Raw genomic sequence first — 22,107 nt, forward strand, 5'->3', positions numbered from 1 at the left:
CGTCAGCCCAGCACATTATAAGTAAAACTTATTGAGTTTCTAAAATTTAATGAATTTTATTTTATATGTTTGCAGCGTATGCTGCACTGACTTATTTAGCCTTTTTTTATCATGGAGATATCATGCCACTGTTTCGCTTATGTTTACTATCTGCGACATTACTAAGTTTAATAGGCTGCTCGGAGCCCGAGAAAATAGTTAAAGAAGAGCCGATTCGCCCTGTTAAATTATTTAGTATTGGTCATGATTCGCAAACAAACATACGCAGTTTTCCTGCGGAAGTCGTTGCAAACCAGGGCTCGTACCTGGCTTTTAGGGTCAATGGTGAGTTGGTTGAATTTCCTGTATTAGCCGGTGAGCAGGTAAAAAAAGGGCAACTATTGGCGAAATTAGACCCTGAAGATTTTCAATTACAATATAATGAGCGCAAAGCGCGCTATGAACTGGCTAAGTCGCAGCTAAAACGTATTAAACAACTATTTGATAAAAATATCACCAGTCAATCCGAGCTTGATCAAGCGGTTGCCAATGAACAAGTCGCTGAGTCAGCGTTTAAAATTGCAGAAACAAATTTAGAGTACAGTGAACTTCGTGCTCCTTTTGCTGGCATAGTAGCCAAAGTGTTTGTAAAAAACTTTGAAAGTATTCAAGCAAAACAAAATGTTTTGCGCTTAGAAACCCGCGATTTTATGGATGTAGCAATACAGGTTCCTGAAAAAATCGTGGCGCGTATTCAAAAAGATACCCAATATCAGCCTATGGTTGAATTTGATGGCTATCACGACAAGCAATACAAACTAACGCTTAAAGAATGGGATACCCAAGCCGATCCTGCAACACTCACCTATAAAGTGGTGTTTTCATTACCGGTGCCAGAAGATTTTAACTTACTTGCGGGTATGTCGGGACAAGTGATGATAGATTTGAGCAAAGTTACACGCTCACAAACCCCCTACACTATTTTACCTATTGAGTCGGTCTTTTCAGATCCTAATAAAAGCCTAAGCGATAATGCCTATGTGTGGGTTTTTAATCAGCAAACTGGCACTGTGCATAAACAAGCAGTACAAGTGGGTCAATTGCATCACGACACTATTGAAGTTCTTAGCGGCGTAAAAGAAGGCCAACAAATTGTCTCTGCTGGTGTTCACTCTTTACAAGAGGGCATGTCTGTTCGTCCTTGGAATAAAGAGCGAGGCTTATAATTATGGGCTTTGCGCAACTATCTATTGAGAAAAAAGTCATTAGCTGGATGTTTACGCTGTTGCTGTTAATTGGCGGCAGTGTATCTTATTTTGATTTAGGCCAGCTGGAAGACCCTGAATTCACTTTAAAAAAAGCCATGGTGATCACTTTATACCCGGGCGCCTCTCCACAGCAAGTCGAAGAAGAAGTCACATTTCCGATTGAAAATGCCATTCAACAGCTCCCCTATGTTGATTATGTCACCTCTATTTCATCCAATGGTAAATCACAAATTACCGTAGAAATGAAAAGCACCTATCGTAAACAAGAGCTTAGACAAATATGGGATGAAATGCGTCGTAAAATAAACGACCTTAGCCCGTCGCTGCCAAGTGGTGTTTACCCCAGTAATGTGATTGATGATTTTGCCGATGTTTACGGCGTTATGTTTGCCGTCACGGGCGATGGCTACTCGTATGATGAATTAAAAGACTATGTTGATTATTTAAAACGAGAACTTGTTTTAGTCAAAGGAGTGAGTAAAGTTACAATTGCGGGACAACAGCAGCCACAAGTAATGGTTGAGGTATCGACGCAAAAGCTTGCCCAACTTGGTATTGCGCCTAGTCATATTTATGATTTACTGCAATCACAAAACACCGTATCTAACGCTGGACGTATTCGCGTGGGTGATGAGTCTATTCGCTTGCACCCTACTGGTGAATTTAAAGATGTAAAAGAACTTGAAACCTTATTAATTTCAAAATCAGGTGCCAGCGAACTCATTTATCTAGGCGATGTTGCAAAGGTTTACCGTGAATATGCTGAAGTACCGACCAATGTGATTCATTACAATCAACAACAGGCTCTGCTTATTGGTGTGTCGTTTATGTCTGGGGTTAATGTTGTTGATGTGGGTAAACACATAGATGAGCACTTAGCATCTCTTGAGTATCAACGCCCGCATGGTATTGATATTAGCTCAGTGTATAACCAACCTAAAGAAGTAGAGCAGTCGGTAGATGGCTTTATTGTTAGTTTAATAGAGGCCATTGCAATAGTTATTGTAGTACTACTTATTTTTATGGGCTTTAAAAGTGGGGTTTTAATCGGCGGTATATTATTACTGACCGTATTAGGCACCTTTATATTTATGAAGCTGTTTGCGATTGACTTACAACGTATATCATTAGGTGCGCTAATTATTGCACTAGGTATGCTGGTCGATAACGCCATTGTTGTGACCGAAGGTATTCTCATCAACCTCAAGCGCGGACAAACAAAGCTTAAAGCGGCAGTTAATATTGTCGATCAAACTAAGTGGCCACTACTTGGCGCAACAGTTATTGCCATAACCGCTTTCGCACCGATTGGTTTAAGCTCAGATGCCAGTGGTGAATTTGCTGGTAGCTTATTTTGGGTGCTGTTTATTTCTTTGCTCTTGAGCTGGATCACCGCAATTACGCTCACGCCATTTTTTGCCCACTTGATGTTTAAAGAAACCGAATTTAAACACGAACATAATCAAGAGCATGAAGACCCTTACCAAGGCATCATATTCAATGGTTATAAAGCGATATTAAATTTAGCTATGCGCTTTAGAAAAACAACCTTAGTCCTTATGGTTGCTCTTTTATGCAGCGCTGTAGTGGGGTTTGGTGCAGTAAAGCAATCATTTTTTCCAGCCTCGAATACCCCGATGTTTTATGTCGATTACTGGCAAGATCAAGGCGCTGATATTCGCGCAACCCTTGAGGGCATTAAGCAGCTAGAAGCTTATTTACAAAAGAATGAACTGGTCACAGAAATCACCAGTACGGTTGGCCAAGGTGCGCCGCGTTTTATGCTGACTTACGCGCCTGAAAAATCCTACCCTGCTTATGGGCAGTTAATTATTCGTGTCACCAATCGTGAAGCCGTCGCAAAAGTCATGCAAAAAGTGCGCGATTACGCAAAGCAACATCCACTGTCAGCAAAGTTAAAAGTAAAACCAATGGAGATTGGCCCCTCAACTGATGCCAAAATAGAAGCGCGGTTCTCAGGCCCCGATCCGGTTGTTTTAAGACAGCTTTCATCACAGGCTAAAGAGATTATCGCCAAAGACGACGGTGCCTTTAACATTCGAGATGATTGGCGTGCACGCACTAAAATGATTCGTCCGCAATTTAATGAACAAAAAGCGCGCCGTTTAGGGATCACCAAATTTGATCTTGACCAAGTTCTGTTAACGAGCCTGTCGGGTAAGCAAGTGGGTGTGTATCGTGATGGTACGCAATTATTGCCTATTATTGCCCGTTCACCGGCAAGCGAGCGTTTAAATGTAGACAGTGTTCACGATTTACAAATTTATAGCCCTGTTTTACGCGTGTTTGTGCCGGTTACCCAAGTGGTTGATGAATTTATTGTTGAGTGGGAAGACAGCTTAATTATGCGTCGCGATCGTAAACGAACCATTACTGTGATGGCAGATCATGATGTTTTGGGTGATGAAACGCCTGCAAAATTATTTGCTCGGGTTCGCGCTGAGGTTGAAGCAATTGATTTACCCCGTGGCTATGAAATGCAATGGGGCGGCGAGTTCGAATCATCAAGCAAAGCGAAAAAGGCTATTTTTGGCTCGTTACCACTGGGCTATTTAGCAATGTTTGCAGTAACAGTATTACTGTTTAACTCAGTGAAAAAACCTTTGGTTATTTGGGCAACTGTACCGCTGGCTATTATTGGTGTTAGTGCAGGCTTATTAGTGATGAATGCGCCGTTTAGCTTTATGGCGCTACTAGGATTATTAAGCTTAAGCGGCATGCTAATTAAAAACGGCATTGTACTGGTTGATCAAATAAACTTAGAACTGAGTGAAGGTAAATCGCCATATCAAGCAGTGTTTGACTCAGGCGTCAGCCGTGTGCGCCCTGTAGCCATGGCGGCTATCACAACAATACTTGGCATGATCCCGTTATTATTCGACGTATTTTTTCAGTCGATGGCGGTCACCATTATGTTTGGCTTAGGGTTTGCCACCATACTGACGCTAATTGTAGTACCGGTTTTATACACTGTGGTATTTAGGATTGATTACCCCAAACAGTAGGCTAACAAAAACGCAGCTAAGGCTGCGTTTTTATTTGCTTTTTTACACAAGCTTAATTACTTTTTTAAGCTTAACGTGCCACTGCTGCGGGTTTTGTTTCCTGTGGCAGTATTTGCTTTGTGAGTATTTGATTTACCCACATAAGTAGTAGAGCGTTTTTGGTAAGGGGTATTTCGACTATTTTTTTTAGCTTGCTTTTGTTGCTCGTCATTATTTTCACGACGTAGTTTCCCGCCCTGAAAATCACGCTTATGGGCAGATTTAGCGCCACTATTTTTAGCTTGTTCAGTGTAATTGCGCTGTTCAGTATCATCATAAAGTGAGTGTTCTTGCGTTTTACCTGAATCAGCAATTGAGTCGTTAATGACCGCCATTTCAGCGTCGCTTAAATGTCGCCACTGCCCTACTTTTAAGCCTTTGAGGGTTACGTTCATAATGCGCACACGTTTTAGTGTAACTACTTCGTAGCCTAAGTATTCACACATACGGCGAATTTGACGGTTTAAGCCTTGGGTTAAAATAATGCTAAATTGCTGCGCACCGGTCTGAGTAACTTTACACTTTTTAGTCACGGTATCTAAAATAGGAATACCGTTCGCCATTTTATTTACAAACTGACGATTAAGTGGTTTGTCTACAGTTACCACATATTCTTTTTCGTGGTTATTGCCAGCTCGCAAAATTTTATTAACGATATCGCCTTCATTGGTTAAAAAAATCAGCCCTTCTGAGGGTCTGTCTAAACGACCAATCGGAAATATACGTTCAGGATAATTAACAGCTTTAACTATATTACTTTGAATTTTACGCTCTGTGGTACAGGTAATGCCCACAGGCTTATTATAAGCAATATACACACGTTTAGGTGGTGCTTTTAATGGTTTACCATCAACCAAAACTACATCTGATTGGGCAACTTTAACACCCATTTCTGGTAATTCGCCATTAACGGTAACACGACCTTGCTCAATATATTTATCGGCTTCGCGGCGAGAGCAAAACCCGGTTTCACTAATAAATTTATTTAAACGCTTCAAGTCTGTCATCAGGCAAATCTTCTTAAATATAAAGGCGCATAGTTTAAACTACTCAAGCTATTTTTTCGCGGTTAATTTTCGCTAATTTACGCCATAGGTATTCAAGCGGGCCTTGCTTAAAATAACGGCAATAAATAGCTGTAAATATAAGCTGTACAATCACTAAGCTAATGGCGAGCAGCCAATAATCGAGTCGGTTAAAGTTGAGCGTCCACTGCGGAAAAAACACTTTAAACAATAATAATTGCATAATGGTTTGGCTTATGTATAAAGTAAACGCTAAACGTCCAACTTGTTGGATAAGCCCCCCTATGTGGGCGCTGTTGTCACAAAGTTTAACGATTAAATGAATATAAAGCAGTGCAACACATAAGGCAGCAAGTTCATTAACAGGCTCTTGTAAGGCATAACCAATACCTTGATTGTATGGCACTAACATTAACCTTAAGCTAATAAATAACGCACTTAATAGAATAAGCTTAATAAGCAGCGCCTTACTAAGCCCTTTACTAAACACACCGTATTTGTAAGCCAAAATACCAATTAGCATAAACCCAGCACTAGCCCACAATAATAAAATTGGCACAGCCAGCAACATATAGGCGCTCATTGCTATATTTTGGCCAAAGTGAGCACCGATACTTTGGTAGTAACTAGTGTATATTTCGTAGTACTCGGGGGAATCTCTGTATAATGGCGCCTCATTAAGTCCTAACATAAATATGGCAATGGTCATTAAAGAAATAAAAGTAAAAAGCGCCGCTTTGTTTTTAAGCTCTTCATTCGTGTAATCTAAATAGCGCAATATAAATAAACCTGACACCCCATATAAAAACAAAATGTCGCCCGCCCACAATAAAAAACCATGTATTAAGCCAAACACAATTAGCCAATGTAATCGTTTTTTTAGTGGCTCAGTGCATTGGTATCGCTGATACTGAATATAAAGACCCGCACCAAACAGTAAAGTGAATAAAGTGCGAAACCGTCCTTCAACAAATATAAGGCTTAGTATGTTTAGAAACTGATCGCTAGGTGGTGGTGTTGTGAGTGGCGTATAATTAAGCTCGAAAATAGCGAAGGAAAAACAGTTAATAAATACCAGACCAAGTACGGCTATGCCCCTTATAAAGTCCATATTATAATTGCGCAAAGCATGAATTCCCTAAATATTATCTTTATAGCTATCGGCCCATTGTACCGCTTGTTTGTATAATTTTGGTAAAAAAGCACTGTCTAAATTAATCAGTAATACTGCATTCTCAAGCGCCCACCAGCTTCCTGTTTCGTAGGCTTTTACTGTTTCAAGGATATAATATAAGTTATTTTTTTCACCAGTTAACGCTGCTTTTATATCTTCCGGGAATGGAAGTTTATCAACCAGCAAGTCCATTGGCTTGTCTAAAATAGCATCGAGCAGTGAAAAAAGCCCCGTTAAGAATGCTTCACCTTGAACCTGCTTAGCAACTTTAGCGGCTATTAATTCACAAAACCGTGCGCGAATAACGCACATCTGCATGAGCTCTATAGGTTTAGAGCGTGCTGTATGGGCAGTGACAATTAAACTAACAAACTTTTTTAAACGTGCTTGGCCGAGGTAAACTAACGCTTGTTTTAACGACGAAATTTGGCTTTGTAGCGGAAACACACCGCTATTTAATAAACGCAGTAACTTGTAGGCCAATGCCGCATCAAGCTCAAATAAACCGGTGATCACTTTAACATCAGGATCTGGCTTCATTACTTCTGAGTAAATGGCGATCACTAGGCCGTAATTATAGTGAATATCTTTTTGTTCTATCATCACTGGGCGCGCAAAATAATAACCTTGAAAATAATCAAAGCCCATTTTACGGGCCAATTTATATTCTTCATCGGTTTCTATTTTTTCGGCTAGTAGTTTAATATTTTTGTACTTTTTAAGCTTATTAACCACCAGCGGAATTTCAGCAAGTGGAGTAAGGCGAATATCAAATTTAATTAAGTTGACCAGCTTTAAAAAGCGCTCCCACTGCGGCGTATAAACAAAATCATCAAGGGCTAATTTGTAGTTACTGTGAAATAGCTTGCGACATAGCTCGTAGGTATCGTCGGTGGGCTCTATGGTTTCAAGTAATTCAATGACAACATCTTTACAAGGTAAAAAATCACACAAATCAAGTTTTAACGACTCAGGGCCAATATTGATCAATGCTTTTTTACCCGAGGTAATGTGACGAGTACCTAGGTTAAGCTGGTTTTCCATGATAAGCCTCGCCGTTGCTTGACCATCAGATACACCAGGAAAGCAATTTTCAGGACTATCGCGAAATAGCAGTTCATAAGCAACTACATTTTGATTTCGATTTAGTATTGCTTGCCTTGCCACAAATACAGACACATTACCTACTTTATATTATTTCCACCAGACTAAGTAATTAAAGCGTAAATAAGAACGGATGTCACTGAACTTTATAAAATTTTTTAATATAAGTATGTTATATAATCAGTTACCACACTATCCCAACTAAATCGTGCATCAGCAGCTCGCCTTTTTATTGCTTGCCATTGCTTAGGGTTTGTTTGATATAGGCTAAGTGCCTCAGTTAAACTCTGCAAGAGTGCATCAGCTTGTGTACTTAGCGTATCGCCGTTAAAACAAAATCCACTGACATTATGCTCTACGGTATCTTTTAAACCTCCGACACTGTGCACTAAGCAAGGTTGGCCGGCTCGCATTGCGAGCATCTGGCTAATCCCACAGGGCTCAAAAGAACTCGGCATTAAAAATAAATCACCTAATTGATACATTAAATCGCCAACATCTTGCCCATAGCCTTTTAAAAACAAAAAGTTGTTATTACGTGCCATGGCGCAGGTAAAAAGGTGTTCAAGTTTACTATCGCCTGAGCCCAGCACAAGTAAACGCCCCTTAAATTGATTAATGATCTGACACACTGAATCAATAGTCAGGTCTTTGCTTTGTTGCTGGCAAAGTAACAATACTTTTTGCTCAGTGAGCCGCCCTACACTTGTTACAAGTGGCCCTTGCTTATCACACGCCATAAATTGTAAAACACGCTGATGGGCGATGTAGTGGCTGCTGTGTAATTGCGCGCTTTTTGCCATCCAACTAAACAAAGTCGATTCTATTTGCTCTAATAGCTGACTATAGGTTGCTTCATGTTCGTCTTGAATTGCGTAATCACAGCCGTTGAGTATGCCAATTAATTTGCCTTGCTCAGCCGCTTGTTGTAAATCTCGTTCAAGTCCTTCGCCACCAAAGAATCCGTGGGCGTCATTACTTGCTATTTGCACTTCTTGGCTATAACTCGGTGAAACCACATGTACTTTGTCGGCTAAATTAATGGCACTGCGCATAGGGTTAAAGCAATGCGGATAACGAGGGTCACATAATCGTTGCCCGTCGTAACTTAACGAGGGAAACCATGCTTCTAAGCTTGAATCATCCCCTTTAAAAGGACGAATTCCCTGCAAAGCTAAATTGTGCACCGTATATACCAAGCGCAGCTTAGCAAGCTTGCCATAACGAGGATTAAATTTAAGTAACACGGCCACACAGGCACTGTGCCAATCATGCAAATGTAAAGTGTTGGGTTGTGTTAATACGCCCTGTATCAGGGCTTCACAAATAGCGGCATTAAACAGTGCAAACTTGGTTGCATCGGTAGCAAATGGTCTATTATCGTTGTCGTTACAATACACACTCAATGATTGACTAAAAAGAGGATGACTTATAACTATTTGCCTCACCCCTTTTTGATTCTGTGTAATTTCAAACAAAGATAAAACGTGTGTCTCTGACTTAAATGCCACACTCACTTCACCAATAAAACAGCGCTCACCTAGTTCAAAACCATAATCAGGAATAACCACATCTACCGTCAGCCCCTGCGCCACTAACGCCTTTGGTACATCACGAATAACATCAGCAACACCACCAACTTTGGCATTAGGTAACGCATCATTCTCTGCAGCAACCATTAATACATGCATTAATTTACTCTTATAGTTTGCTGCAAGGCTTTCGCCTTGCTCTTTTAATTATTATTTATTAACGATGTGACTTATTGTCTAACTTCATCAGCATATCGCGGGTGACCAATACAATCCCTTTTTTTGATACCCGAAATCCATTGGCTTCATCGGTTTTACGATCAAAACCAATCTCTAATCCAGGTGGGATCTCACAGCTTCTATCTATAATTGCTCGCTTAATTTTACACCCTCGATTTACAATAGCACCGGGTAAAATGACCGACTCCTCAATGGTACAATATGAACGAATATGTACATTAGAAAATAATAATGATTTTCTCACTAAAGAGCCGGAAACAATACACCCACCCGACACCGTTGAGTCAACCGCCATCCCTCGGCGATCATCATCATCAAAAATAAATTTGGCAGGAGGAAGTTGCTCTTGGTAAGTCCAAATTGGCCAAGTAGGATCGTACAAATCCAGTTGAGGCTCTGGCATAACCAGTTCCATATTTGCTTCCCAAAACGAATCTAGAGTTCCCACATCGCGCCAATAGGGTTGTCCTACCTGTGCGGGATCTCTAAACGGGTAGGCAAACACATTATGCTCTTCAATAATAGCCGGAATTATATCATGGCCAAAATCACGCCCTGAGCCCTCTGTTTGCGCATCTTTTTGTAGCTGCTCAAATAAAAACTCAGTATTAAATACATAATTTCCCATTGATGCTAAACAGGTGCCTGGTTTACCAGGCACTGAGCTGGGCTCGGCAGGTTTTTCGTCAAACCGACGTACACGACTTTCTTCATCAACCGTCATCACACCAAAGGTACCCGAAGCTTCTTCAACCGGTACTTCTAAACAGCATACCGTCATGTCGGCGCCATTTTCTACATGCTTTGCCAACAGCCCGCCATAATCCATACGATACACATGGTCGCCAGATAAAATCATCACATATTTAGGTAACTCATGGCGAATAATATCCATATTTTGAAATACCGCATCGGCAGTACCGCAATACCATTCATCACCATGGCGCTGTGACGCAGGTAATATTTCAACTGACTCACCTAATTCCTTTTTAAAATGCCCCCACGCTCGATTTACATGGCGAATCAGTGAGTGTGATTTATATTGCGTTGCAATTCCGACACGTCTTACACCTGAGTTAATGCAATTTGATAGTGGAAAATCAATAATACGATGTTTACCACCAAAATAAACGGCGGGTTTAGCACGCCAGTCGGTTAGCTCATGCAAGCGAGAACCGCGGCCTCCGGCAAGAATTAAAGCGTAGGTTTCTCTTGTTAAATTACTTATATAACGATTTGCATAACTGGGCATATTACTCTCTCCGTTTAGTGTCAGCTGTTAGTATCAGTGTTTGTTTTTACTGTTTGGTGTGTGGTATCTAGTGGAGTTAAATGCCATATATCATCACAATATTGACTAATTGTTCTGTCACTAGAAAATGAGCCACTGGCGGCAGTATTTAAAATACTCATTTGAGTCCAGTAGGTTTGATCTGCATAGGCTTTATCAACATCACGTTGCGCAGCTATATAGCTGGCAAAGTCATGGGCGGTTAACCAAGGATCGTTGTTACTTTTAATGCCATTAATCACATCGTCAAATAAGCCAGGTTCAAATAGATTGAAATGGCCACTTTCGAGTAAGTGCATCACACTATTCAAATCAGGGTTATTCGCAATTATTTCACTGGGGTTATAATGTGCTTTTATGTCGTCAATGTGCTCAGCTTGTGCGCCAAATAAGAAAAAATTCTCAGCCCCAACAGCGTCACGTATTTCGATATTAGCGCCATCTAGGGTGCCTATTGTTAGCGCGCCATTCATCATAAACTTCATGTTGCCGGTACCTGAGGCCTCTTTGCCCGCGGTTGATACTTGCTCCGATAAGTCCGTTGCAGGGCAAATGGTTTCCATGGCGGTGACATTATAATTAGGTAAAAACGCGACTCTTAGAAAAGCAGATACCTGTGGGTCTTTATTGATCACCTCAGCAACATTATTAATGAGTTTAATGATTTTTTTAGCCATCATGTAACCCGGTGCTGCTTTACCACCTAATAAAACGCAACGAGGCACCATGCCTTGTGTGTCGCCACGGCGTATGCGGTCATATAAATGAATAACGTGTAAAATGTTAAGTAACTGGCGCTTATATTCGTGAATACGTTTTACCTGCACATCAAATAGCATGTTAATATCAAACTCTACGCCACATCTTTGTTTTACTAAATCAACTAAGCGTTGTTTGTTTTGCTGTTTTGCTTGCTGCCACTTTATATGAAACTGCGGGTCATCGTAGTAACGACGTAATTGGCCAATTTGTGCAAAATCACCTATCCAGTCTTTGCCTATTTTTTCGCTAATGATCTGGCTTAAACTCGGATTGCAGTATGCAAGCCAGCGCCGTGGAGTAACACCATTGGTTTTGTTGTTAAATTTATCAGGCCATAACGCGTAAAAATCTTTAAACAAACCCGCGGTTAATAACTGCGTATGTAGCGCTGCCACACCATTGACAGAGTAACTGCCGACAATGGCTAAAAAGGCCATACGTATTTGCGGCTCGCCCCCTTCTTCAATTAATGATAAATCCCGTTGTTTTTGCACATCACCTGGCCAATGCATGGCCACCTCGGCTAAAAAGCGGGCATTAATTTCATAAATAATCTCTAAAATACGCGGTAATAATTTAGCAAATAACGATACCGACCACTTCTCTAATGCCTCTGGTAGTAAGGTATGATTTGTGTAAGCCATGGTTTTGGTGGTGATATTCCATGCCTGATCCCAATCCAGTTCATGGTCATCAACTAAAATTCGCATCAGCTCGGCAACCGCAATACTTGGGTGGGTATCGTTAAGCTGAAACACATGATGCTGAGCAAATTCAGTAAAATCATTACCGTATTGTTCAATCCATTGTGTAAGTACATCTTGAATACTTGCCGATGATAAAAAGTATTGTTGACGTAATCTCAGCTCTTTACCATTTTCACTGCTGTCGTTAGGGTACAACACCATGGTTATTTGCTCAGCGAGATTTTTTTGTGCTACTGCTTCAGAATAACTTCCGGCATTAAATTCTGTTAAATTAAATTCGTCCGTTGCTTCAGACTTCCAAAGTCTAAGGGTATTAACAATATTATTTTTATAGCCCGGAATAGGTACATCATAAGGCACTGCTAATACATCTTGAGAACTGATCCATTGGCGATGCTCACGGCCAAATTTATCGGTGTAGCTTTGTACATAACCAGAAAACTTAACTCGTTTAGCTTGCTCCGGTGCGCTCAATTCCCAAGGATGACCTTCTCGTAACCAGTTATCTGGTTGCTCAACCTGATTACCTTCTTTTATTGACTGATTAAACATACCATATTCATAACGAATACCGTAACCGACCACTGGCAGCGCTAAACTGGCACAGCTATCTAAAAAACAAGCCGCTAGTCGCCCTAAGCCGCCATTGCCTAAACCGGCATCATGCTCAGCTTGTTCCACACTTTCAAGCTCAGTACAGTAAGCTTGCAGTGCCTTTGTAACTTGTGATTCTAAATCTAGATTTAATACTGCATTACCCAGCGCTCTGCCCATTAAAAACTCTAACGATAAATAGGCTGTTTTACGGCGTTTTTGTTGTTTTATTTGTTGATTGGTTTCCCTGCAGCGTGCCACTAATCGGTCTCTGATCGTCAGTGCTAATGCATGATACAAATACAGCTGTGACTCGCCCACCACATCACGCCCTAAGGTGTAATAAAAGTGCCGTGTTAAATCATCACTTAAAGTACTTTCGTCTATCACTGGGCCTGCTTGCCAGCCTTTTACTACACACACTTGCTCGTCTTGCTTAGTCATAATCATCGCCTTCTAAATTGGCACTAAAAACCCAACTACTTTGTGCTGAAATATTTACGGTTGCATCTTCTTGAATAACAGATGATGCGTTATTTACACTTGATAATACTAACGTCCATGGCGCGATAATGGGCGATTGTGGTAATTGGCAGACCACAGGCTGTTTACTAGCATTAAGAATAATTAATAACGCATGCTTATTTTGCTTATCAAGTAAGCTATACATTAAAAATTGCCGTGTATCTTCATGCCAATGTGTTTCATCCATTTTTTTACCTTGCTCGGTAAACCACTTAACGGTGAAGCGCTCATCAATATCATCCAAAAACACACTGTGTTTAAATGCACTGTGACCACGCCTGATTTTTAGCGCATCATCAATAAACTGAATCAATGAATGATTCAGTTGTGAGTCTTTCCAGGCAAGCCAGCTGGTGCGATTATTTTGACAGTAAGCGTTATTATTACCGCCTTGCGAGTGCGCCATCTCACTGCCAGCGGCTATCATTGGCACGCCTTTGGAGAGTAATAAGGTGAGTAGAAAGTTTTTTTGTTGTTGTAAGCGCAAACTCATTACTTCTGGGTCGCTGGTAAATCCCTCAACCCCGCAGTTAAACGAATAATTAGCGCTATGGCCATCTTGGTTGTTTTCACCATTGGCCTGGTTATGTTTTTGCTCATAACTGACTAAGTCGGCTAACGTAAACCCATCGTGGCTGGTAATAAAGTTAATGCTATTTAGCGGGCCTCGGTTACTGTGTTCAAAAATATCAAACGAGCCATGTAAACGCTTTGCGACATCACTAATAATGCCTTTTTCACTTTGCCAAAAGCGTTTAATCACATCACGATATTGATCGTTCCACTCTCGCCAAGGTGAAGGAAATGCACCAAGCTGATAACCACCAGGGCCTATATCCCACGGCTCACTGATCAGTTTAACTTTATTTAACACAGGATCTTGGGCAATTGCTTGTAAAAAGGTGTGAGACGCACTAAAGCCCGTATTTGAACGCGCTAAAATGGTGGCTAAATCAAACCGAAAGCCATCAACGCCCATAACTTCAACCCAGTAACGTAAGCTGTCGAGTACCAATTGTAAGGTTTTAGGGTGATCGATATTTAACGTATTGCCACACCCTGTATCATTAATATAAACATTGGGTTGCCCCTCAATGGTGCGATAATATGTTAGGTTGTCGAGCCCTCGCAGAGATAAAATAGGGCCATCATTTCCTCCCTCTGCGGTGTGGTTGTATACCACATCCAAAATAACTTCAATATTGGCGCGATGTAACTCACTCACCATTTGTTTAAATTCGTTTATATCGTCATTAACCAAATAGTCTTTATGAGGAGTAAAAAAATTAAGACTATTATAGCCCCAGTAATTTTGCAGTCCTTTAGCGGTTAAAAACTGTTCGCTTATAAAAGCATGCACAGGCAAAAGCTCAATAGCCGTTACCCCTAAACTTTTTAAATGCTCAATAAAACTAGGATGACTCAAACCTAAAAATGTCCCTTTTAGCGCTTTAGGGATATCAGGATGGCGACAGGTAGCACCTTTAACATGGCACTCATAAATAACGGTATTGGCCCAACTATGCTGTGGCTTATTATTTGAATAAGCAACCGGCGCAGTCACTTTTGATTTAGGCATATCTATCGCATTATTAACCACGCTTTTAGTGCCAATGGGCATTTGCCCGTAATGACGTTCGCTCCAAGTAAATTCGTTAAACAAGTCTTTTGCATACGGATCAATCAGTAATTTATGCTCATTAAACAACATGCCTTTTTCTGGGCTGTATTCGCCATCAACCCTAAAGCCATACAATGCGCCTGTGCTTAATGGGGCTATGTGAATGCTCCATACGCCGCCTTCATTAATATTCATGGCTATTTTTAATATTTCTGTATGACCACTTTTATCAAATAAGCACACAAAAGCTTGGCTTGCATTAGGGGCATACAAGGCAAAGTTAACGCCTTGGTTTTGTACACTCGAACCCAGTGGCAAAGGCGCACCCTGAGTAACCTCAAAGCAATTACTCATCATTCACCTTTTCTAAGTAAAGTGTAGTTAAGCCGCCAATATTAACTGTAATACTGTGATCAAACCCATGACTTGGCTGAACGACTGAATGGATAAACTGGTTTTTATCCTCTGTGACACGATAACCTGAGCCAAAAAAGCAGACCTCATCGGTATTTAATACCACTTTATATGTGCCCTTCGCTGGCACACCTAAGGTGTAGTGTTGATAAGCCGTTGGTGTAAAGTTAGCGACAATAACCATAAAGTGGTCAGCATTTTTAGCATAACGAATAAAACTAAACATACTCTGCTGGCTGTTATTATTATCTATCCATGAAAAGCCCGTTGCACAGCTATCGAGCTCATATAAAGATGGATGCGCTTGATACACTTGATTAAGACGTTTAACCGTATGCTGAATCCCTTGATGGCTTTGATGCTCAAGCAAGTGCCAGTCTAGTGAATGGTCATGATCCCACTCTTTACGCTGTGCTATTTCGGCGCCCATAAACAGTAATTTTTTGCCTGGATGTGCCCACATAAACGCATAATAAGCACGTAAGTTTGCAAACTGCTGCCAATCATCACCGGGCATTTTGTTTAGTAGTGATCCCTTGCCATGCACCACTTCATCATGACTGAGCGGTAAAATATAATTTTCACTAAATGCATACACCATAGAAAATGTCATTTTATGATGGTGATATTTTCTAAATAACGGATCTTGCTGCATATAATCTAAGCTGTCATTCATCCAGCCCATATTCCATTTATAACCAAAACCTAAGCCATTGTGTTCAACACTTTGCGTGACCCCAGGCCAAGCCGTTGACTCTTCGGCAACCATCATAATGCCGGGGTTATTTTTATAACTGCGTAAGTTCACTTGTTTTAGGCACTCTATTGCCCCTAAGTTTTCTCGACCGCCATAACAATTAGCTACCCACTGTCCTTCTTTACGACTGTAATCAAGGTAAAGCATTGACGCCACCGCATCTACACGCAGTCCGTCTATGCCAAATTGGCTAAGCCAATACATCGCATTAGAAATTAAAAAGCTTTTTACTTCAGGGCGGTCATAATTATAAATATAGGTGTTCCAATCAGGATGAAACCCTTGGCGCATATCAGCGTGTTCGTATAAATGGGTGCCATCAAAGCAATGTAAGCCATGTGGGTCACTTGGAAAGTGCCCAGGAACCCAATCAAGTAATATGCCTATGTTAGCTTTATGACATTGCTCAACTAAGTATTTAAAGCTGTTGTAATCACCAAAGCGGCTCGTAGGTGCAAACAGCCCTACTGGCTGATAACCCCAAGAGCCATCAAACGGGTATTCACTGATCGGCATAAGTTGTAAATGCGTGAACCCCATTTCAATCACGTAGCCTACAAGCTTATCTGCAAGCTCGGTGTAGCTTAAGTAACGGTTATGCTCAGCGCGTTGCCAAGAGCCTAAGTGCACTTCATAAATACTGATAGCCGCATCAATATGATTACGCTTTTGGCGATTTATAATCGCTTGTTCACTTAGTAAAATAGGCGCTGGTTTGTACTGTAATATACTGGCAGTGCCCGGTGCTTGCTGCATTTTAAATGCAAAAGGATCGGCTTTATCTAAAACCTCGCCACTGAGCGTAGTAATAGCAAATTTATAGCACATGTCTGCACTTAAACCCGGGATAAATAATTCCCATACCCCACTTGCCGGATGAAATCGCATAAAATGGCGATTCGCTTGCCAAAAATTAAACTCACCAATAACCGATACACTGGCGGCATTAGGCGCCCACACACAAAAACGAACACCATCTACCCCTTGTTGTGTAGTAAATTGCGCACCTAGGTGAGTATAAGCATGCTCAAGGCTACCTTCGTTAAACAAGTACATAGCCTGTTCATCCAATGTACTGCTGAAGCTGTATTCATCATAAAATGTAACATCGCTATTTTCATAACTAACCTGGCATTGGTAAACACTGCTAGGCATGCTTGATAACTCAGCGATAAATAAATCACTGTGTTTATAGCGTAACGCGCTAATAACTTGACCATCAATTAACAGTTCGACGCGTAATGCCGCTGGCAAATACACGCGTATTTCAGTGCCACTTTGGGTGTTGTGCGCGCCTAAAAAACTAAACGGGTCTTTAAATCGCCCTGCAGTTAATGCGTTTACCTGTGCGTCATAATCAACTAATTGCGTTGATACCCTATTTTTAGTACTGCCCATTTACGCATTCCTTATTGAATGTATTGCAGCCAAAAGAGCAGCATTATCTTTAAAAATATCGTCGCATGTATGTGTGAGTACCCGTCGCCAATTAGGATACTCTTTATCGGTGCCAGGAATATTGACTGGGTAGTGTTGCTTGTCTAAATCATCAAGCTGTAATGCAAATAAACGAGACGGCGATTTAGCTAAACATACAGCCAAAGCGCTATAAACGTCAAAAGCATCCGTGTTAAGTGAAAAGGAAGTGTTTTGTGGATTTAAAAAGCGTAATAACCGGTGTTGCTCTTGCTCTCGCTGCTGAACTAACTGCTGATACTCATCAGTATCAATCAGCCCATACTGCTGTTTAATTTTTAAATCGCTATGCTGCCACCAGCCCACAAATGGCGGTACATCATGATTGGCTATCATTAGCAGGCATTGATCGCTAAGATCATCGCTATTTACAAATTCATCATTTTGTTGTTTTTCAAAATAAAATAAGCTGTTTGAGAAAATGCCACTATCAACCAGTGCCTCTTTTACCTCCGGTGGTACAACCCCTAAATCTTCGCCTATTACTATGGCCTGATTAAGATGAGATTCAATTTTTAAAATTGCTAATAAATGCTCAAATGGGTAGTACACATAACAGCCATCTTGGGTATTATTGTTTATGAAACACCACCACAAACGCCTAATCGCCATTACATGGTCGATTCGTAACCCGCCTACAGCATCCATATTGGCGCGTATAAGTGAGCGATAAAACTGATAGTTATTGTCAGCAAGGCGCTGCGGGTTTATTGCTGGCAGCCCCCAATTTTGGCCGTTAGGTGCCCAAGGATCTGGTGGTGCACCAAGGGTTGCATCTTGACTAAATAATCCCTGCTGATATTTAAATTCAGTGCCCTCATTAGCACAGCCCACCGCTAAATCATTAATTAAACCAATCGCCATCCCTTGGTCAATACAATGCTGTTGGCATTGCGTAAGTTGGCTGTGTGCTTGCCATTGGAGGTAATATTCAAATGTGGGTTCTGTGGTTTCTAACAGAGCCAGTACATCACTGTACTGTTTACAAAACGCACTAAATTCGTTTTGCCGTGCTTGACTGCCCTGTTGTTGAAAATGCTTAAAAAGCAGCTTAAAAGCAGCATATTTACACTCAGTAACCGTTTTATAATCAATAAAGGCTACACCTTGGTCGCTGTATTTACTTGAGGTATTAGCAGATAACAACTTAGTTAAATCCGGATTGTTAAAGCTGTCTGGCGATAAATTAATTGCGATATATAGCGGATTGAGTAAGGCACGATTGTTTGGGTTGTAGGGGCTGGCGCACTCAGGGTTATCTGCAAACAATAAGTGCAATGGGTTAAGTAAAATATAGTCCATATTTTGCTTTGCACATAAGGTTGCCAACTCAAGTAAATCACTAAAATCGCCAATCCCGAGTCCGGCTTTATTTTTTAATGTATATAACTGAATTGATAAGCCAAAGCGTTTTTTATCCGCTATTTGGTAGGCTTGCTCAGGGGTCGACCAAATTTGTGTTTTAGCAGATTGCTCACCCATCGTTAATAACGCATCATAATAGCCGGTTGGTAAATGCGTCAGTGGTAGCGCTATTTCTATATAACGACACCCATTTACAAAGTACTCACCTAATGCTGCATACTGAGCAATGTGTTCAAATTGCAGCTTTATATTTAATGCTGCCACAGTTAATGTAATTTTGTGATGCGTATCAGCTTCATTAACACGCACCTTTAGCACATTACTAGCCTGATCTATTATGCTAACAGCAGGTGCGAGTGTTAACCATGTAGCCGCATCCAATTGATAATTTAACTGGGTTATTTGCGCCGTATCACGTGTGTCAACGCCACAGCAGTGCAAAGCAGATTTACGGGTGTCTTCGCTAAATATAACGTGTTCACCCGTATACTTAGTGTATTCGTAACCAATACCATGCAAATAAAACAATTGCGATAGTGCGTCCATTCAGCGACCTTAATTAATGCGTTGTGTATTTACTATACTATTTTCTGTACCAAAATTATTAGCAATATACCCATCAGCCTGATGATCGTTATCCCACTGTTTACCATTTATTAAATAGCGAAAATGAAACTCTTTATCAACGGGAAGACGTTGCTTGCATTTAAATACGCCAAGCTTTTTGTTGTGCTTCATTGGCACCGGCTGCCAATCATTAAATTCTCCAAGTAAACAGACATCATCTGCATCTGGGTGAGAAAATTCAAAGGTTACTTCTGCTTCATTTTTTGTTTTAAAAAAGCGTTTATTCAACATAATAGGCTCCAACTAAACCAAAAAGGGTTATTCATCTTTGCCACAGGCCAAACAGCTTAAAAAGGCGATGTGGAATCCATTCATTCACATAAAAACAGCTTTAAAGTTAATCAAAACTTTATTTACGCATTATTACAGTGCGTTATTTATTTTACCGCACTGGTTTGGTGCAATTTTAACCATTAAAACTGATTTTTAAGTAAGCACTGCAACTGAGCAACTTTTAAACCAACTACACCATAACAACTAATTAATTTGCTTTTGTCCTTATACACATACTTATTAATTTTTATAACTACATTAAAACTATAAAAACCTTTAGCTTAACAACATCATCAGCGATAATAACTATCTACTCAGCCAACCCGATGAACACTTAAATACAATGTTGAAAAAAAGCATCCTTATTACTTCTGTTATCGTCTTTAGCATCATTACGGCTGTTGTAGGCAGTTCAATTTATACACTATATAGTAAAAAGGTAGTCTCTGTAGACCCAAAACTAAAAGAAATTTCAGGCATTGAGTTTGATAAACATAAACGGCTTTGGGCTATTAACGATAGTGGCGACGAGCCTAAGCTTTATAGGCTCAATGACGATGGTTCAATTGCAAAAGAAGTACTCGTCACGAATGCAAAAAATATAGACTGGGAAGATATGACGCAAAATAAGTTTGGTCATTTCTTTTTAGGCGACTTTGGTAATAATAAAAATGATCGTAAATGGCTAACAATTTATAAAATAGAAAACCCCATAGATATAAAAACCAATACAACAGAAGCTGAAATTATAAAGTTTACCTACCCAGAATTAGATGGCAGCCCAATACAACCTGATCAACGTAATTATGACTTAGAAGCGTTTGTGGCTTTTGGTCGACATTTATACTTGTTTACTAAAAATCGCACAGAGCCATTCGATGGAATTACTAACGTTTACAAAGTAGGCGACCATGCAGCGAATTTTGATGCCCAGCTGATAGATTCATTTAAAACGTGCACCACCATGGAAAAGCTTTGCTGGATCACATCCGCAGCACTTAGCCCAGATAGAAAAAAGCTCGCATTATTAGATTCAACCAGTATTTGGCTGTTTGAAAACTTTAAAGGCGATAAGTTTTTCTCTGGCGATGTATTTAAAATTGACTTAGGTATTGTAACCCAAAAAGAGGCAATCACCTTTTATGATGACAATACCATCGCCTTTACCGATGAGGAGTTTAAAGGCATTGGCGGCAATGTTTATTTTATAAAGCTCGACCAAGTAACCAAAGTGAAAGTGCAGCGAAGCCATCCTCAGCCGCAGTAGTTTAAAATAAATCTATTTCTGAGGAATTAACTTGTACACTTATTAAGTTCTCGGCAAGTAAATCTTCATAGATACAAAATTTATCTCGGCCATTATTTTTTGCATAATAAAGCGCTTTATCTGCGCTTTCTAACACTGCAATTGGAAAATCATAAGGACTAATACGCGCTAAACCAGCACTGATCGTCATATTTTCAACAAAAGGAAACGATGTATCTCTAATGAGCTGTATAAATTCAGCCATTTTATTACTGATTGAGTCAGCATCTGTGGGCTCAAAAACAATCACGAATTCTTCCCCACCAAAACGAAAAATTAAATCTGTTGAGCGAAAAAAGTGACGCATTTTTTGCGCTAATACGAGTAACACTTCATCTCCACAGATATGACCGTATTGATCATTTATATTTTTAAAATGATCAATATCTAAAATAGCCAGCCAAGATGTTGATGTCTGCTTTTGTTGCCTTTTATCCTTATCTCGGGATGAGCCGTGCATTTTTAATACTTGTTTTTCAATTAGCTGTTTTATTTTTTTCTCAAAGGTCTGTCTATTTAACAGGCCCGTTAATTTGTCTCTTTCGTTTTCATGGAGTATCACTAAATAGTTTTCAAATATGCGGCAAAAAGCATTTAGCATCACTTGAGCCGAACTATCTAAACTTTTTGAAACCACAGAAATGGCAGCAACTGTTTTTTCTTGGCGGGTAATGGGGAGCCAACGGCGTTCAATTCCATCGGCAGACTGAACAGTAATAATACAGGCAGAACGTAAACACGATAGAAGTTCATCCTCAGGCTGTGCAACAATTTGTCGTTGTACCCACTCGAATTGCTTTTCACCCGTCACTTTTAAGCAAAGACTTTGCTCAATAGTCAGTTGGCCTTGAACTTCTATATCTTTATAAACTGAGACTTCTTTACAGCCTATAAATTCTTGGATGGTCGATATCAAACTATATTCAAGAGAATCTACATCTCTATTTTTTGTTATTTTGATGACTGAATTCAGTAAATTTTCTTGCATTGTACTCCCTAAAG

At 40.2% G+C, this 22,107-nt stretch carries 14 protein-coding genes; 3 read left to right on the forward strand and 11 right to left on the reverse strand.

Annotated elements, in window-relative coordinates; genetic code table 11:
- Nucleotides 1-122 precede the first annotated feature (122 nt).
- Both QL986_RS06190 and QL986_RS06195 read left to right on the forward strand, forming a co-directional pair.
- Nucleotides 123-1,205 (forward strand): efflux RND transporter periplasmic adaptor subunit, encoded by a 1,083-nt coding sequence (locus QL986_RS06190; protein WP_013463246.1) that lies wholly within the window; start codon nucleotides 123-125, stop codon nucleotides 1,203-1,205.
- Nucleotides 1,206-1,207: 2 nt separating this feature from the next.
- The gene (locus QL986_RS06195; RefSeq protein ID WP_013463245.1) at nucleotides 1,208-4,273 is read left to right on the forward strand and encodes an efflux RND transporter permease subunit; all 3,066 of its coding nucleotides are present in this window, start codon (nucleotides 1,208-1,210) and stop codon (nucleotides 4,271-4,273) included.
- Between the two features lie 56 nt (nucleotides 4,274-4,329).
- Here QL986_RS06195 and rluF read toward each other — a convergent pair whose 3' ends face one another.
- The 10 genes from rluF to QL986_RS06245 form a co-directional block, all read right to left on the reverse strand.
- Nucleotides 4,330-5,319, reverse strand: a complete 990-nt coding sequence (gene rluF, locus QL986_RS06200) for a 23S rRNA pseudouridine(2604) synthase RluF (RefSeq protein WP_290191330.1) — start codon at nucleotides 5,317-5,319, stop codon at nucleotides 4,330-4,332.
- Nucleotides 5,320-5,362: 43 nt separating this feature from the next.
- Entirely contained in the window at nucleotides 5,363-6,448 is a 1,086-nt protein-coding gene (locus tag QL986_RS06205; protein WP_290191370.1) for a DUF418 domain-containing protein, read from the reverse strand.
- A 27-nt stretch (nucleotides 6,449-6,475) separates the two neighbouring features.
- The gene (locus QL986_RS06210; RefSeq protein WP_024600880.1) at nucleotides 6,476-7,690 is read right to left on the reverse strand and encodes an HDOD domain-containing protein; all 1,215 of its coding nucleotides are present in this window, start codon (nucleotides 7,688-7,690) and stop codon (nucleotides 6,476-6,478) included.
- An 83-nt stretch (nucleotides 7,691-7,773) separates the two neighbouring features.
- Nucleotides 7,774-9,306: a glycogen/starch synthase gene (locus QL986_RS06215; RefSeq protein ID WP_024600881.1), complete on the reverse strand. Its 1,533-nt coding sequence runs from the start codon at nucleotides 9,304-9,306 to the stop codon at nucleotides 7,774-7,776.
- 58 nt (nucleotides 9,307-9,364) lie between these two features.
- Nucleotides 9,365-10,639, reverse strand: coding sequence for a glucose-1-phosphate adenylyltransferase (gene glgC / locus QL986_RS06220; RefSeq protein ID WP_290191331.1), 1,275 nt, complete (start codon nucleotides 10,637-10,639; stop codon nucleotides 9,365-9,367).
- Nucleotides 10,640-10,659: 20 nt separating this feature from the next.
- Complete coding sequence (locus tag QL986_RS06225; RefSeq protein ID WP_024600882.1) at nucleotides 10,660-13,185, reverse strand: glycogen/starch/alpha-glucan phosphorylase; 2,526 nt, start codon at nucleotides 13,183-13,185, stop codon at nucleotides 10,660-10,662.
- Nucleotides 13,178-15,241 carry a glycogen debranching protein GlgX gene (gene glgX / locus QL986_RS06230; protein ID WP_290191371.1) on the reverse strand — a complete coding sequence of 688 codons (2,064 nt, stop codon included), beginning with the start codon at nucleotides 15,239-15,241 and terminating at the stop codon, nucleotides 13,178-13,180. The genes QL986_RS06225 and glgX overlap by 8 nt, the downstream gene beginning before the upstream one ends.
- On the reverse strand, nucleotides 15,234-17,456 hold the full coding sequence (gene glgB, locus QL986_RS06235) for a 1,4-alpha-glucan branching protein GlgB (protein ID WP_290191332.1): 2,223 nt from the start codon (nucleotides 17,454-17,456) through the stop codon (nucleotides 15,234-15,236). Before glgB ends, glgX begins: the two co-directional genes overlap by 8 nt.
- A complete protein-coding gene (gene malQ, locus QL986_RS06240) occupies nucleotides 17,457-19,445 on the reverse strand; it encodes a 4-alpha-glucanotransferase (RefSeq protein WP_290191333.1) in 1,989 nt (662 codons plus the stop codon).
- Between the two features lie 9 nt (nucleotides 19,446-19,454).
- Complete coding sequence (locus QL986_RS06245; protein ID WP_013463235.1) at nucleotides 19,455-19,757, reverse strand: isoamylase early set domain-containing protein; 303 nt, start codon at nucleotides 19,755-19,757, stop codon at nucleotides 19,455-19,457.
- 385 nt (nucleotides 19,758-20,142) lie between these two features.
- On the opposite strand from QL986_RS06245, the gene QL986_RS06250 reads away from it, so the two are divergent.
- On the forward strand, nucleotides 20,143-21,066 hold the full coding sequence (locus tag QL986_RS06250; RefSeq protein ID WP_058155990.1) for a hypothetical protein: 924 nt from the start codon (nucleotides 20,143-20,145) through the stop codon (nucleotides 21,064-21,066).
- 1 nt (nucleotide 21,067) lies between these two features.
- Here QL986_RS06250 and QL986_RS06255 read toward each other — a convergent pair whose 3' ends face one another.
- On the reverse strand, nucleotides 21,068-22,093 hold the full coding sequence (locus QL986_RS06255) for a GGDEF domain-containing protein (protein WP_036954845.1): 1,026 nt from the start codon (nucleotides 22,091-22,093) through the stop codon (nucleotides 21,068-21,070).
- Nucleotides 22,094-22,107 lie beyond the last annotated feature (14 nt).

It is taken from the genome of Pseudoalteromonas sp. APC 3250 (genome assembly GCF_030407915.1).
GTDB classification, from domain to species: domain Bacteria; phylum Pseudomonadota; class Gammaproteobacteria; order Enterobacterales; family Alteromonadaceae; genus Pseudoalteromonas; species Pseudoalteromonas tetraodonis.